Annotated in this window: 15 protein-coding genes; 11 read left to right on the top strand and 4 right to left on the bottom strand. The window is 56.5% G+C overall.

Annotation, left to right across the window (positions count from 1 at the left end):
* The first annotated feature begins 4 nt into the window (after positions 1-4).
* From G4C92_RS07260 to G4C92_RS15095, 11 genes are all read left to right on the top strand, one after another.
* Complete coding sequence (locus G4C92_RS07260; protein WP_274941893.1) at positions 5-3,469, top strand: DNA polymerase III subunit alpha; 3,465 nt, start codon at positions 5-7, stop codon at positions 3,467-3,469.
* A 99-nt stretch (positions 3,470-3,568) separates the two neighbouring features.
* Entirely contained in the window at positions 3,569-4,600 is a 1,032-nt protein-coding gene (gene pfkA / locus G4C92_RS07255; protein ID WP_274941892.1) for a 6-phosphofructokinase, read from the top strand.
* Between the two features lie 24 nt (positions 4,601-4,624).
* Positions 4,625-5,392, top strand: a complete 768-nt coding sequence (locus G4C92_RS07250; RefSeq protein WP_274941891.1) for a TrmH family RNA methyltransferase — start codon at positions 4,625-4,627, stop codon at positions 5,390-5,392.
* Positions 5,393-5,405: 13 nt separating this feature from the next.
* Positions 5,406-6,413: an ornithine carbamoyltransferase gene (gene argF / locus G4C92_RS07245; RefSeq protein WP_274941890.1), complete on the top strand. Its 1,008-nt coding sequence runs from the start codon at positions 5,406-5,408 to the stop codon at positions 6,411-6,413.
* Complete coding sequence (locus G4C92_RS07240) at positions 6,410-7,231, top strand: biotin--[acetyl-CoA-carboxylase] ligase (protein WP_274941889.1); 822 nt, start codon at positions 6,410-6,412, stop codon at positions 7,229-7,231. The genes argF and G4C92_RS07240 overlap by 4 nt, the downstream gene beginning before the upstream one ends.
* Positions 7,231-7,599: a DUF6145 family protein gene (locus G4C92_RS07235; RefSeq protein WP_274941888.1), complete on the top strand. Its 369-nt coding sequence runs from the start codon at positions 7,231-7,233 to the stop codon at positions 7,597-7,599. The genes G4C92_RS07240 and G4C92_RS07235 overlap by 1 nt, the downstream gene beginning before the upstream one ends.
* Positions 7,600-7,603: 4 nt before the next feature.
* Positions 7,604-8,623: a tRNA dihydrouridine synthase DusB gene (gene dusB / locus G4C92_RS07230; protein ID WP_274941975.1), complete on the top strand. Its 1,020-nt coding sequence runs from the start codon at positions 7,604-7,606 to the stop codon at positions 8,621-8,623.
* Positions 8,624-8,823: 200 nt separating this feature from the next.
* Positions 8,824-9,318: a transcription elongation factor GreA gene (greA, locus tag G4C92_RS07225; protein ID WP_274941887.1), complete on the top strand. Its 495-nt coding sequence runs from the start codon at positions 8,824-8,826 to the stop codon at positions 9,316-9,318.
* Positions 9,319-9,347: 29 nt separating this feature from the next.
* Entirely contained in the window at positions 9,348-11,312 is a 1,965-nt protein-coding gene (lysS, locus tag G4C92_RS07220) for a lysine--tRNA ligase (protein WP_274941886.1), read from the top strand.
* 218 nt (positions 11,313-11,530) lie between these two features.
* Positions 11,531-11,881 (top strand): hypothetical protein, encoded by a 351-nt coding sequence (locus tag G4C92_RS07215; protein ID WP_274941885.1) that lies wholly within the window; start codon positions 11,531-11,533, stop codon positions 11,879-11,881.
* 206 nt (positions 11,882-12,087) lie between these two features.
* Positions 12,088-12,252 carry a DUF3784 domain-containing protein gene (locus G4C92_RS15095; RefSeq protein ID WP_334299939.1) on the top strand — a complete coding sequence of 55 codons (165 nt, stop codon included), beginning with the start codon at positions 12,088-12,090 and terminating at the stop codon, positions 12,250-12,252.
* Positions 12,253-12,280: 28 nt separating this feature from the next.
* Here the strand turns inward: G4C92_RS15095 and G4C92_RS07205 are convergent, their stop codons facing one another.
* From G4C92_RS07205 to G4C92_RS07190, 4 genes are all read right to left on the bottom strand, one after another.
* Positions 12,281-13,333: an IS30 family transposase gene (locus tag G4C92_RS07205; RefSeq protein WP_274941884.1), complete on the bottom strand. Its 1,053-nt coding sequence runs from the start codon at positions 13,331-13,333 to the stop codon at positions 12,281-12,283.
* Positions 13,334-13,411: 78 nt separating this feature from the next.
* Entirely contained in the window at positions 13,412-13,687 is a 276-nt protein-coding gene (locus G4C92_RS07200; RefSeq protein WP_274941883.1) for a site-specific integrase, read from the bottom strand.
* Positions 13,688-13,739: 52 nt separating this feature from the next.
* Entirely contained in the window at positions 13,740-14,246 is a 507-nt protein-coding gene (locus G4C92_RS07195) for an IS66 family transposase (protein WP_274941882.1), read from the bottom strand.
* A gap of 72 nt (positions 14,247-14,318) precedes the next feature.
* The gene (locus G4C92_RS07190) at positions 14,319-14,924 is read right to left on the bottom strand and encodes an IS66 family transposase (RefSeq protein WP_274941973.1); all 606 of its coding nucleotides are present in this window, start codon (positions 14,922-14,924) and stop codon (positions 14,319-14,321) included.
* Between the last annotated feature and the right edge of the window lie 56 nt (positions 14,925-14,980).

Raw genomic sequence — 14,980 nt, 5'->3', positions numbered from 1 at the left:
ACCGATGGCCTTCGTTCATCTTCATGTTCATACGGAATATTCGCTGCTGGACGGATCCAACAAGATCCGGGAATATGTGTCCCGGGTCAAAGAGCTGGGTCAGACCGCCGCGGCCATCACGGATCACGGCGTCATGTACGGCTGCATTGATTTTTACAAAGAGGCCCTCGCACAGGGGATCCGGCCGATCCTCGGGTGCGAGGTCTATGTATCTCCGGGGAGTCGTTTTGACCGGGATTACGCCGCATCGGACGACCGCTACTATCACCTGGTCCTTCTCGCTGAAAACAACCGCGGCTACGAGAACCTGATGCATATCGTGTCCGCCGGCTTCACCGAAGGCTTCTACTATCGCCCGAGAGTCGACAAGGAACTGCTGTCCCGCTATCACGAGGGACTTATCGCCCTGTCCGCCTGTCTTGCCGGCGAGGTTCCCCGCCATATTACCATGGGTGACTATGAGGGCGCGAAGAAGGCTGCACTGGAGTACCGGGACCTGTTCGGAGATGGAAATTATTATCTTGAGCTGCAGGATCACGGCATCCCGGAGCAAAAGCACGTCAATCAGATGCTGCTCCGGATGCACGAGGAAACCGGCATCCCGCTGGTCTGCACGAACGACGTTCATTATACCCGGGCCGAGGACGCCGAATCTCATGACATCCTCCTCTGCATTCAGACACAGAAGAAGGTGACCGACGAGGACCGGATGCGCTACGAGGGCGGACAGTACTACGTGAAGTCTGAGGACGAGATGCGCGCACTTTTCGGCTATATCCCGGAAGCCCTTGAGAATACGCAGCGGATCGCGGACCGGTGCCGCGTCGAAATCGTGTTCGGAGAGAGGAAAATCCCCGCCTATGATGTGCCGGAAGGCTTTACCTCCTGGACGTATCTCAACCGCCTCTGTGAGGAAGGCATGCGGCGCCACTACGGGGCGGACTACCGCACGTCCCGCCCGGAGCTGGCGGAGCGTCTGACCTATGAGCTCGATACGATCCACAGCATGGGCTTCGTGGACTATTTCCTGATCGTATGGGACTATGTGCACTTCGCCAAGGCCCATGACATCATGGTCGGTCCGGGCCGTGGATCCGCGGCCGGTTCCCTTGTCTCCTACGCGCTTGACATCACCGAGCTTGACCCGATCCGCTACAGCCTGATCTTCGAGCGCTTCCTCAATCCGGAACGGGTGTCGATGCCGGATATCGACGTGGACTTCGGATTCGAGCGCAGACAGGAGGTCATCGACTACGTGGTTTCCAAGTACGGACGGGACCGCGTGGTTCAGATCGTCACCTTCGGCACGATGGCGGCGCGCGGCGTCATCCGTGATGTGGGCCGTGCGCTGGATCTTCCTTACAGCGAATGCGACCGGATCTCCAAGATGATTCCGAAGGAGCTGGGCATCACGCTGGATAAGGCGCTGAAGATGAACCCGGAGCTGAGACAGCTCTACGACTCGGACCAGCAGGTGCATTATCTGATTGATATGTCGAGAAGGCTGGAGGGCCTTCCGCGGAATACTTCCATGCACGCGGCCGGGGTCGTCATCTGCGGCCGGCCGGTGGTGGATTATGTGCCGCTGTCAAGGGCGCAGGACGGCTCCATCACGACGCAGTACACGATGACGACACTGGAGGAGCTGGGGCTTCTCAAGATGGACTTTCTCGGACTCCGGACACTGACGGTGATTCAGGACGCCGTCCGTCTGGTCCGCGCGGCCGGCCATGACATCGATCTTGACGCCATCGATTATAACGATCCGAAGGTGATGGAGATGATCGGCCGGGGACGCTGCGAAGGCGTGTTCCAGCTTGAGAGCAGCGGCATGAAGTCGTTCATGAAGGAGCTGAAGCCGTCGGCCTTTGAGGATATCATCGCGGGTATCGCGCTTTACCGGCCGGGACCGATGGACTTCATTCCCCGCTACATTAAGGGCAAGGAGCACCCGGAGACGGTGCGGTTTGACACGCCGAAGATGGAGCCGATCCTGAAGCCCACCTACGGATGCATCGTCTATCAGGAGCAGGTCATGCAGATCGTGCGTGATCTCGCCGGCTACAGCATGGGGCGGTCGGATCTGGTGCGCCGCGCGATGTCGAAGAAGAAAGAGAAGGTGATGGCGGAGGAACGCCGGAACTTCATTTACGGCAACAAGGAGGCCGGCGTGCCGGGCTGCATTGCCAACGGGATTCCGGAGACGGTGGCGAGCCACATCTTCGACGAGATGACGGATTTTGCGAAGTACGCGTTCAACAAATCCCACGCGGCCTGCTATGCGGTGGTCTCGTTCCAGACGGCTTATCTGAAATGCTATTATCCGGTGGAGTACATGGCGGCGCTGATGACCTCCGTAATCGACCATCCGGACAAATGCGCCGAGTACCTTCTCCACTGCCGCTCAGTGGGGATCCCGATCCTTCCTCCGTCCGTCAATTCAGGGGAGGGACGCTTCACGACCGAGAACGGGTCGATCCGCTGCGGCATGTACGCGATCAAATCGGTGGGGAGGAGCCTCATCGATCACATTGTGGCGGAACGGGCGAACGGCCCGTACCGATCCATCCGTGACTTCATCGCGCGGACATACGGGCGTGAGATGAACCGGCGGGCACTCGAGAATCTGATCAAGGGAGGCGCGCTGGACTGCTTCGGCGGCACGAGAAAGCAGATGATGCAGGTCAGCCCGATGCTGCTGGATCAGGCATCCTACGAGAGCAAGGAGATGATCAGCGGCCAGATGTCGCTTTTTGATCTGATGCAGCCGGAGGACAAGAAAGCCTTTGAGATCACGCTGCCGGACGTGGGCGAATATTCCCGGGAGACGAAGCTCGCCTTTGAAAAAGAGGTGCTCGGCGTCTATCTGAGCGGTCATCCGCTGGAGGATTACGAGGACATCTGGAAGAGCCGCATCGACGCGACGTCCGCCGACTTCGCGCTGGATGAGGAGACCGGCGCATCCCGGGTTCCAGGGGACGCCCGACGGACCATCGGCGGCATGATTGTCTCGAAAACGATCAAGTACACGAAGAACAATCAGGTGATGGCCTTCATCACCGTCGAGGATCTGGTCGGATCGGTGGAGGTGCTGGTTTTCCCGAAGGTTTATGAGCAGTACCGGCCTCTCCTGGAGGAGGATAACAAGGTTTTCGTCGAAGGCCGCGTCTCGGCGGAGGACGACAAGGCGAGCAAGCTGATCTGTGAGCGCATGACGCCGTTCAGCGAGGTGACGCGGGAGCTGTGGATCGCCTTTCCCGATCTGAAGACGTATCAGGCGAAGGAGACGGAGCTTCAGGAACTGCTCGGGGAATCGGACGGACGGGACGCCGTGCTCATCTACCTTCGCGACACGAAGCGGTTCCGGCGTCTTCCCGGCGGCATCACGGTGACACCGGAGGCAAAGGAGGCATGCGCCGCCCTCTTCGGCGCGGACAGCGTGACCGTGCGGGTGTCCGCGCGGCGATGAAGCTTTTATTATTGAAAAATGAGGTATCGTGTCATAAAATGAGGTTGGTTTGAGCGACGAAAGTATATTTGTCTCGCCATAGATGCAGGAGGCTTTGAGATGGCAGAAGAGAAGAAGAAGGTAACGACGATCGGCGTCCTGACCAGCGGTGGTGACGCGCCCGGCATGAACGCGGCGATCCGCGCAGTGGTTCGGCGCGCCCTCGGCAAGGGTCTGAAAGTCTACGGCATCTACCGCGGTTATGACGGCCTGATGGAAGAGGATGTCAAAGAAATGCACGCGCAGGACGTTTCCGATACGATTCAGCGCGGCGGGACGATCCTCTACACCGCACGATGCGCGGAGATGCGCACGCCGGAAGGCCAGAAGAAGGCAGCGGAAACCTGCCGGAAGTTCGGAATCGACGGACTGGTCGTCATCGGCGGCGACGGATCTTACCGCGGCGCCCAGACGCTGGCCCATCAGGGCATCAACGTCGTCGGGCTTCCCGGAACGATCGATCTAGACATCTCCTGCACGGAATACACCATCGGCTTCGACACGTCCGTCAACACGGCGATGGAAGCCATCGACAAGGTCCGCGATACGTCGACCTCCCACGAGCGGTGCTCGATCATCGAGGTCATGGGGAGAAATGCAGGTTATCTTGCCCTCTGGTGCGGCATCGCCAACGGTGCGGAGGACATCCTTCTTCCCGAGAAGTACGATTACGACGAGCAGAAGATCATTGACAACATTATCGATTCCAGACGGCGCGGCAAGAAACATCATATTATTGTCAACGCGGAAGGCGTGGGCCACTCCGCCTCGATGGCGAGACGGATTGAGGCGGCGACCGGTATCGAGACGAGGGCGACGATCCTCGGCCACATGCAGCGCGGCGGCAGCCCGACGGCGAAGGACCGGGTCTATGCGACGATTATGGGAAGCATGGCCGTGGACCTTCTGATCGCAGGCAAGACCGAGCGTGTGGTCGGCTACAAGAACGGAAAGTTCCAGGACTTCGACATCGATGAGGCGCTCGCGATGACGAAGGGCATCGATGAGTATGAGTACGAGATCGCACTGGCGATGTCCGGCGGCTACCAGAAGGAAACGCAGAAGAAGGTCATACGGGACGAGTCTCTGTAAGAGGCGCTGCCGGGACGGAGACGAATGCTTTCAATCAAGGATATCAAATTTCTGCTGAAGAACAAGAAGGCCCGCGATACGCAGGGCCTTTTTGTCGCGGAAGGAAGAAAGCTGTTTCTGGAGGCGCCGTGCGGCGCCATCGAGGCAGTGCTCATGTCCCGCTCCTTTGCAGAGCTCCATCCGGAGTATCTTGAAAAGATTCCGCCGGGAGCGGACGTGATGAGCGATATCGACGATGGGCGGTTCGCCTCTCTTTCGGATACGCGGACGCCGCAGGGGATTCTGACGGTGCTGCGACAGCAGACCTTCGACCGGGAGCAGGTGTTCGCCCGGGCCTGTCCGCTGATTCTCCTGCTGGAGAACCTGCAGGATCCGGGCAACGCGGGCACCATCCTCCGCACGGCGGAGGCGGCCGGCGTGACGGCCGTCTTTCTGACGGAAGGGTCGGTGGATCTCTACAGCCCTAAAACCACGAGGGCCACGATGGGATCAATCTACCGGGTTCCGCATTTCTACGAGCCGGACGCGGTGTCATTCCTCCGGGAGCTTTCGGAGCGGGGAATCGCGTCCTACGCGGCGCATCTTCACGGCGTCCGGAGCTACACGGACTGCTCCTACCGGTCAGGGAGTGCATTTATCATCGGCAATGAAGGAAACGGCATCACGGATGAGACAGCGAGGGCAGCCGGTACGCTGATCCGCATCCCGATGATGGGCCGGGTCGAATCGCTGAACGCGGCGATGGCCGCGGGTATCCTGATGTATGAGGCACAGAGACAGAGACGGCTGTAAGGAGAGAAAAGACATGCAGATACTGGACAGTTTGCGCGGAAGGGATTTTCTGACACTGAAGGATTTTACGGCGAAGGAGATCGTGAATCTTCTGGATCTCGCCTCGTTTCTGAAGGACAGAAAGAAGCATCATGAGAGCGTCGATTCGCTTAAAGGCCGGAATGTGGCGCTGATCTTCGAGAAGACCAGCACCCGGACCCGCTGCGCCTTTGAGGTGGCGGCCCATGATCTGGGGATGGGGACGACCTATCTTGACCCGACCGGCTCCCAGATCGGGAAGAAGGAGAGCATCGAGGACACCGCGCGGGTGCTGGGAAGGATGTTCGAGGGGATCGAGTACCGCGGCTTCGGCCAGTCCGTCGTCGAGGAACTGGCAAAGAACGCCGGCGTGCCGGTCTGGAACGGCCTTACCAATGAGTTCCATCCGACGCAGATGCTGGCCGATATGCTGACGATCCGCGAGCATCTCGGACGGCTGAAGGGCGTCCGCCTTACCTATCTGGGCGATGCGCGCTACAATATGGGCAATTCCTACATGGTCGTCTGCTCGAAGCTTGGCATGCATTTCACCGCCTGCGCGCCGAAGGCCTACTTCCCGGACGCCGCGCTTGTGGCGCAGTGTGAGGAATGGGCGCAGGAGAGCGGCGGGTCCGTCACGCTGACGGAGGATGTGAACGCCGGCACAAAGGACGCGGATGTGCTCTGCACGGACGTCTGGGTGTCGATGGGCGAGCCGGATGAGGTCTGGTCGCAGCGGATTCACGACCTCACGCCGTACCGTGTCACCATGGACTGCATGAGAAATGCAGCCGACGGCGCCATCTTCCTGCACTGCCTTCCCTCCTTCCACGATCTCGGGACGAAGATCGGCCGGACGATCGCGGAGAAGTACGGCATCACCGAGATGGAAGTCACCGATGAGGTTTTTGAGTCGAAGCAGTCCGTGGTATTTGACGAGGCGGAGAACCGGATGCATACGATCAAGGCTGTGATGGCGGCGACGCTGGGCTGGCAGCCATGAAGACGGCAGATTCGGACTGGGGGCGCGAACTGGAGGAACGGCTCCGGTCGGACGGAACGGACCGGTTCTATCGGATGCATTTCTATGAGACGGTGGACTCCACGAATGAGGAATGCAAACGGCACTATGCCGAAGGCGCGCCGGAAGGCTTTCTGGCCGTAGCGGAACAGCAGACGGCGGGGCGCGGACGCAGCGGAAGAACATGGGTCAGCCCGGGAGGAGAAGCGGCTTACTTCTCTTTTCTTCTGAGACCGGATTTCGCGCCGTCGCACGCGCCGTCGCTCACGCTGGTGATGGGTCTGTCCGTCGCGCAGGCTGTGCGGGAAGTCTGCGGCCTTCCCGCCGGAATCAAATGGCCGAACGATATTGTGATCAGCCACCGGAAAATCTGCGGAATTCTCACGGAGGCGCTGGCGGACGGGGACAGGCTGGATTATGTGATCATCGGCACGGGAATCAATGTGAATAACGCGTCCTTTGATCCGGGTATCGCCGAGGTCGCCACTTCCCTTCGCATCGAGAACGGCGGCTGCCCTGTTTCACGGGCGGCGGTGGTCGCGTCGGCCCTTGCGCATTTTTATGAGAATGACAGGATTTACAGGCGGACGGCCGATCTGAGCGGTCTCAGCAACGCGTATGACGATCTGCTGGTGAGCCGGGGCCGGGAGGTGCGGATCGAGGATCCGCGCGCGCCCTACACGGCCGTTTCCCTCGGCATCGACAAAGGAGGCGGTCTTCTGGTCCGCCGCGCGGATGGCGGGATACGGTGTGTGACCGCCGGTGAGGTCTCCGTCCGCGGATTGTACGGGTATATCTGATGGCAGAAATTACACTATGCGGCGCAAGCCACTACAATCATAAATATTTTTTCAATCCGCAGTTCGACCGGCTGCCCGATGACGTGAAACAGGCGCTGAAGAAGCTCTGCATCGGGTTTACGGAGGATGTAGGCGGCATTTTCACGATTGATTTCGGATTTGACGGGACGCCTCACTTTACGGTCCGAACCGCGCAGAGCGACACGGAGTTCAGCGAGCTCGCCTCGAAGATCGCGATTGAGAAAATGCAGACCGAGGAGACGGAGCTGATGCAGAGCCTTGCCCTTTACTACCGTATCTTCATTCTTCATATGACGCCGGAGCAGCTCGGTCTTGCGGCGCCGGAGGAACCGGATGGAACCGAATAACCCGATGGCGCGTGGAGAAACCGCTGGTTCCGATGAGAATGCACTCGCCCGACCAGGACGGATCGGGAATGTGATGCTGCAGAACCGCCTTCTGCTCGGTCCGATGGCCGGCGTGACGGACAGCCCGTTCCGCCGGATCTGTCATGAGATGGGCGCGGCGCTGGTCGCGACGGAGATGGTCAGCGCGAACGCGGTGCGGCACGGCAACCGTAAGACAAGGGAACTGCTGGATATTCACGGTGACGAGCACCCGGTTTCCATGCAGCTCTTCGGAGCGGATCCGGAGACGATGGCCTATGCGGCGGAAGCGCTGGCGGATGAGCCCTTCGACCTTCTGGATATCAATATGGGATGCCCGGTACCCAAGATCGTCAACAACGGAGAAGGCTCCGCGCTGATGCGGGATCCGGCGCGGGCCGAAGCCATCGTCCGTGCCCTTGTCCGGGTCAGCAGCCGGCCGGTGACGGTCAAGATGAGAGCCGGCTTCACCGCCGATACGGTCAACGCGCCGGAGCTCGCGAAGCGGTGCGAAGCGGCCGGTGCGGCCGCCGTGGCGGTGCACGGCCGCACCAGAGAGCAGTACTACGCCGGAAAGGCGGACTGGTCCGTGATCCGGCGGGTGAAGGAGGCTGTGTCGATTCCGGTGATCGGGAACGGCGACGTGGATTCCCCGGAGGCCGCCCGTGCGATGCAGCGGGAAACCGGCTGTGATTATGTCATGATCGCCCGGGCCGCGCGGGGCAATCCGTGGCTCTTCCGGCGGATTCTGACCGGCGGTCCGGAGCCTGCTGTCCGGGACGTATACGCGATGATGCTGCGGCACGCCCGGATGCAGCTGGAGGCGAAGGGTGACTACATGGGGATCTGCCAGATGCGGAAGCATATCGCCTGGTACACCTCCGGCTTCCCGGATTCGGCGAAGGTGCGCGCGCGGATCAATCAGGCGGCCTCATTCGCGGAGCTGAAACAGATCCTCGACGACTGGGCAGACAGCGCGGAGAGACGGGTGCATGCGCCCGTGTGATCCGGCCGGAAGAGTTTGCTTCGGATGCGTCCGTGACGGCCCGGAACGGCGGCTGCAGGTTTCTTGACAAGGACGCATCGGATGCGTATAATAGGGTAATTGATTGCACGGCGTGACGAAGACACAGTTCGTCACGCGATTTTTTGGTATATACAGATCAGGGCGTCAAAGATGCGCCCGCGTGCCAGGGAGGTACATGCATGGCGGAAGAAACATTGTCTTCGAAGAAAAATATTCTCACCCGCGCCGGGCTGAAGAAGCTTGAGGATGAGCTGAACGATCTCAAGGTCAATAAAATGCAGGAGATCTCCAAAAAAATCGGAGAAGCCCGCGAGCAGGGCGATCTTTCGGAGAACGCGGAGTACGACGCAGCGAAGGACGAGCAGCGCGATATCCAGGCCCGGATCGAGGAAATCGAGGGCATTCTGAAGAACGCGGAGGTCGTCGATGAGGAGGAAGGCGGCACGGATAAGGTCAATATCGGCTGTCGTGTCCGGATCCTCGATATGACGTATAATGAGGAGAACTGGTTCAGCATCGTCGGTTCGACGGAGGCGAGCCCGCTGCAGGGCAAAATTTCCAATGAATCGCCGGTGGGACACGCGCTGATCGGCCAGAAGGTCGGCGATGTGGTTCAGGTCGAGGTCGGCGACGACACCGATTCCTATAAGATTCTGGAGATTACAAGAAGCTGACAGAAGCAGACGAGGAAGGACGGAAGAGAATGCCGGGAAGAATGCAGGACAGCAAACCCCAGGATCTGAATCAGCTGCGCAAAGTGCGCCGCGAGAAGCTGCAGACGCTGATTGACGCGGGGGAGAATCCCTACGAAATCGTGACCTATGACCAGAACGCGCACAGCCGGCAGATTAAGGAACACTATGCCGACTACGAGAATCAGGAGGTTTCCATCGCGGGCCGCCTGATGTCGAAGCGTGTGATGGGCAAGGCCAGCTTCGGACATGTGCAGGACCGTGACGGCCAGATTCAGATCTATGTCTCCCGCGACGACCTGGGAGACGAGGCGTACGCGAAATTCAAGCACCTGGATGTCGGCGACCTTGTCGGCGTGAAAGGCCGCGTCTTCACGACGAAGATGGGCGAGATTTCCGTTCACGCCGCTTCCGTCACATTGCTTTCGAAATCGCTGCAGATTCTTCCGGAGAAGTTTCACGGCCTGACGGATACGGATATCCGCTACCGTCAGCGCTATGTGGACCTGATCATGAATCCGGAGGTCAGGACGGTGTTCATCAAGAGGTCGAAGATTATCGCTTCGATCCGCCGTTATCTGGACGCCCGGGATTTCATCGAGGTGGAGACGCCGATGCTGGTGGACAACGCCGGCGGCGCGGCGGCGCGTCCGTTCGTCACCCACTTCAACGCGCTGGATGAGGACAAGAAGCTCCGGATCTCGCTGGAGCTGTATCTGAAGCGCCTGATCGTCGGCGGTCTTGAGCGGGTTTATGAGATCGGCCGCGTTTTCCGGAACGAAGGCCTCGACATGAAGCACAATCCGGAGTTCACGCTGATGGAACTCTATCAGGCCTACACCGATTATAACGGCATGATGGATCTGACGGAGGACATGTACCGTCATGTCTGCCAGGAGGTCAACGGCACGACGAAGATTGTCTACAAGGGAAATGAGATCGACCTTGGAAAGCCGTTCGCGAGAATGACGATGACAGAGGCGGTGAAGCAGTACAGCGGCGTTGACTTCGATCAGATTCACACGGTGGAGGAAGCGCGTGCAGCTGCCAGAGCGCACAACGTGGAGTATGAGGACCGCCACGCGGTCGGCGATATCCTGAATCTGTTCTTCGACGCGTTCGTGGAGGAGCATCTGATTCAGCCGACCTTCATCACCGGACACCCGATCGAAATTTCCCCGCTCACCAAGAAGGATCCGGAGCATCCGGGCAAGGTACTCCGTTTCGAGATGTATGTCAACGGCTGGGAGATGTGTAACGCCTACTCCGAGCTGAACGATCCGATCGATCAGCGGGAGCGCTTCCGCGCGCAGGAGGAGCTGCTGGCTCAGGGTGACGAGGAGGCTAATCACACTGACGAGGACTTCCTCAACGCGCTGGAGATCGGCATGCCTCCGACGGGCGGCATCGGCTACGGCATCGACCGGATGTGCATGCTGCTGACCGGAGCGGAGACAATTCGCGACGTGCTGCTCTTCCCGACAATGAAGACCCTCAAGTCTGAAAACAATGAAGCACAAGAGGGCGGAAAAGCCGGCGAAGAGAAGAGTTCCGAGGCTGTTTCTGAAGCATCCGGGTTCTTTACCCCGAACGAAAAGATCGATTTTACCGGTGTAAAGATCGAGCCGCTGTTCCAGGATTTCGTGGATTTCGACACCTTCAGCAAGTCTGATTTCCGGGCGGTGAAGGTCAAGGAATGCTCGGCTGTTCCGAAGAGTAAGAAGCTCTTAAAGTTCGTTCTGGATGACGGTACGGGCACGGATCGCGTGATATTAAGCGGTATTCACGCCTATTACGAGCCGGAAGAACTGGTCGGAAAGACCCTGATCGCCATCACGAATCTCCCGCCGAGAGCCATGATGGGGATCGACTCCTGCGGCATGCTCCTGTCCGCGGTGAACGAGAGAAACGGCGAGGAAGAGCTCCATCTTCTGATGGTGGACAACCACATCCCGGCCGGCGCAAAGCTATATTGATCCGGGGAAAATCACGGGCGGAAAACCTGACACACATCCCAGTTCCAAAAACCTTCAAGGCACTCCTTTTCAGAATCACTCTGAGAGGGGGTGCCTTTTTGCGTGCAGACAGCAGGAAAAGAGGCTGAAAAGCCTTTCATCCCTGTTTGAATAGCAGTCCGATGACGCAGATGCTTATTATTCGGGCATCTGCACACAAATCCACAAGGAGGGAACGTATGGAACAGGAGTATCAGGACATTACAAGGCCAAGAGAAGTCCGGGAAGAGGTGAAGAAGCTGCGTAAAAAGTTTCTTCGCTATCAGGAAGCGGCGGGCGCGCTGTACCGGATGGAGAAGAAGACGCCATCGGTTCCGGTTGGAACGCTGGTACTGCTTGTTTTGACAGGCTTTGCGGCCATTGGTGCCTACGTGTATAAGAAGATCGGAAAGAAAAATAAGAAGGATAGCCGGCCGGATCCGGACGCGGATTATCAGGAGGGCGAAGAGGAAGACTATCTGAAAGAACTGGAGGATGACGGCAATTTGGAAGAAGATGGCGAAGGTTTGGAAAACAGTTCAGATGGTTGATGACGGATAGATCCTTCTCTTTGAGAAAAGGCAAAGTGAGAAGTATTCATTCTCCCCCTGGGCGCTTTATGGTATGTTTGACTTGTAGACGAAATCGCTTGAGGCCGCAAATTGCGACCTCAAGCTTTGAGAGATTGCAAGAGCAGTGATCACGAGCGTGGTACATGATACATAGTCAGTGTAAGTGAATGGAGAAGCAGGGGTAAATGAATATGTCGTTAAAGGAATCCTGCATAATCCTGGACCTGGCAATGGCTGCCATTTTCTTTTTGATTGGGTTCTTGTTTTACAGATCAAACGGGAAAGCAGCGAACTTCTTAACAGGCTATAATATGAAGTCCGCTGAAGAACGCAAAAAATATGATGCGTAAATTGCAATAACAAGTTGGACACCCTCTGCTAGGCAGTAGCCTGGTAGATTCGGTCGATTTCCTCCTCGAAGATTTCATCCGGGGTTCTGTAACCCAGGATCTTCCTCGGGAGACAGTTACACCAGGTCTCCACATCGGAGATCTGCTGGCCGGTAAAGTCATCAATCCGCTTACCCTTTGGTATGAACCTTCTGATCAGGCCGTTATGCCGCTCTACGGTTCCCTTATCGCAGGATGTGTAGGGATGGGCATAGTAGACAAGTGTATCAGCCATCTTCTCAAGTTCTGAAAGGTCGGCGAATTCCGAACCGTTATCGGTCGTGATCGTTTTGAACACTTCGCCGAAGTGTTCGCTGTAAGTCTTCTGAAGTTGTTTGATTGCCTTCATGACACACGCTGATGTCTTGTCTGCAATAGGAAGCATCAGGAGCTCACGGCTTTTGCGTTCAGCAAGAGTGAGCAGGGCCTGGTCATCCCGGGTCTTGGCGCCCAATACGAGGTCACATTCCCAGTGCCCGAATTCCTCACGGGATTCGATTTCTCTGGGACGTTCCTCAATGCTGCGGCCCAGCTTTTTCTTGTTGATCCGAGATCTATGTTTCCTGGATTTACGCTTCAGCTTTTCAGGAAGGTTATGGTTCCTGATGCCAAAGAGGCCAAGATCAACATAACGGTAAAGCGTTTTTGTGCAGACGATCTGCTCTCTGGTAAATTCACCATCGAGAACAGCGCGTCCGGCGCAGGCGTCCAATGACCAGCCATCTTCTGTAAAGTGTTTAAGCACATACTTAAGAAACGCTGATCTGCTCAGGAAGTCATAATGCCGGCAACTGTTCTTCCGGTTGTCCTCATAGGCTTTCTGACCGGCAGACGCCTTATAACGGGTCACGTGGCCGTTATACAAGGCAACTGAACCACGTGCTATTTCGTTCGAGACAGTGCTCGGTGAGCAGCCGATCTCACGGGCAATTGCCCGGATGGAGTAGTGGTCTTTAAGACGAATCTGAATAAGAACCCGTTCCTCATACGAAAGATGTTTGCCTTTTATATGGGAAGTTGTGGTAGAATGAGAGTAGTCCATGGTGGCGATTCTCCTGTAGAAAGTTTGTTGTGGTGACTTACATTCTACCAAAGATCCTGCCATGGATCTTTATTTTATTCAGATGTCCAACTTCATTTTACAATCGGCGGCGTACTTTTTTTCGCGGAGCCATTCAACAAAGTCCTTAACATTACTTCGGTTGAATGCCTCAAATGTCACCTGATCTTCCCTTAATCTTTTCTCACTTTCCAAAAATAATAGATAGGAATTCAGGGACTGTTTATAAGCTGCAACAGACTTGTCCGACTGGTTGCGTACCGCAGGCATAAAATCATGAAGATATGCCCGTGCCATCTGCCAGAAGTCTTTATCTTTCTTCCTCTTATACTTCATCGGTAAACGTCAAACCATTCGCCCTGGACGAAAGAAATGCCGCTGACTTTCATCAGCGGCGCGGTTTGTGACACTTTTCGGGAAGCTGATCTGACCATGGTAACAATGGTTCAAGCTTTGATGTGCCGATATCTCCTTTTTCATCGGCGAGCTTTGGCAGCTCAGTCAGGAGGTGTTCCAGATAGCAGAAGACGTTGAGTTTATTGAGCTTCGCAGTCTCTACAATTGAATAGATAACCGCACTGGCCTGGGCTCCACGTATGGAATCAATGATGACCCAGTTCTTCCTTCCGATCGTAAACGGCCGGATGGCACGTTCCGAGGCCGAGTTGTCCATCGGGACATACCCGTTTGTCAGGAAGACGCGGAGATATTTCTCCTTGTCGATGCAGTAGTTCAGGCCCTCAGCCGTTTTTCCACGCGGAAGGACTGTGGTATCACTGACGCATTTCTTTACCCACATGAAAAACTCATCAACAAGCGGGGCAATTGACTTCTGCCGCTCCCTGATCCGTTCCTCTGCTGAAAGATCCCGGAGAGTATCTTCAATCTTGTACATCGCCGCGATCCGAACCAATGCCTGATAAGCGATGGCGTTCTTTGTTCTCTTGTAACTGTTCAGAACCCCTGCTTACTGCAGGACGATCTCAGCGTTCCCAGTAAAAGCAGCTGTCAAAGCTTCATAAGCGCTGATACCGTGCTTCCTGCCTGTGCTAATGTATGACATGATGTCCAGATAATCCTGCGCCCCACTTTCTGTACGGAAACATCCGGACACCTTGGTTTTTGTTTTGACATTGCGGACATCGCGCTCCGCCTGGTTGTTATCAAAGGGAACATCGAAGTCCCTGATAAAAAGGCAGACTGATGCCTTGAGTGCCATAAGGCGTTCGATGAGCGACCGCTCTTTCCCTTTTTTCTTCCGCCCTTTCTTTTTCTTTAGCGGATCTGGGGAAAGAGGACATTCCTCATTTGCCATCATCATAAGCCTGTCATACTCTGTGTCAAACTTATGAAGGTGATAGTAGCTGAGTTCCGTTTTGCCTTTGACCACCGCTTTATCACGGGCCTTTTTCATGGAACGGAGGAGGGTCTTGAACCCCGGCGCCCACATGTGTCCCGGACTATACTGTTCAACACCTGTATGTTGTAAACTAATAATACCAGGAATTGGAAATAAAAATCCCTGAAATCGGAAAAGGAATTCCTTATAAATGGAAAGGACACGTTGAAACACCAACCCATCAAAATTATCCTTTATCTAAAGCACAACCAATAGATAAGGGAGGAAAG

The organism is Chordicoccus furentiruminis, assembly GCF_019355395.1.
In the GTDB taxonomy this organism is placed as follows: domain Bacteria; phylum Bacillota; class Clostridia; order Lachnospirales; family Lachnospiraceae; genus Chordicoccus; species Chordicoccus furentiruminis.
The sequence above is the reverse complement of the archived record's forward strand: the minus strand, read 5'-3'. Positions and strand labels throughout refer to the sequence as shown.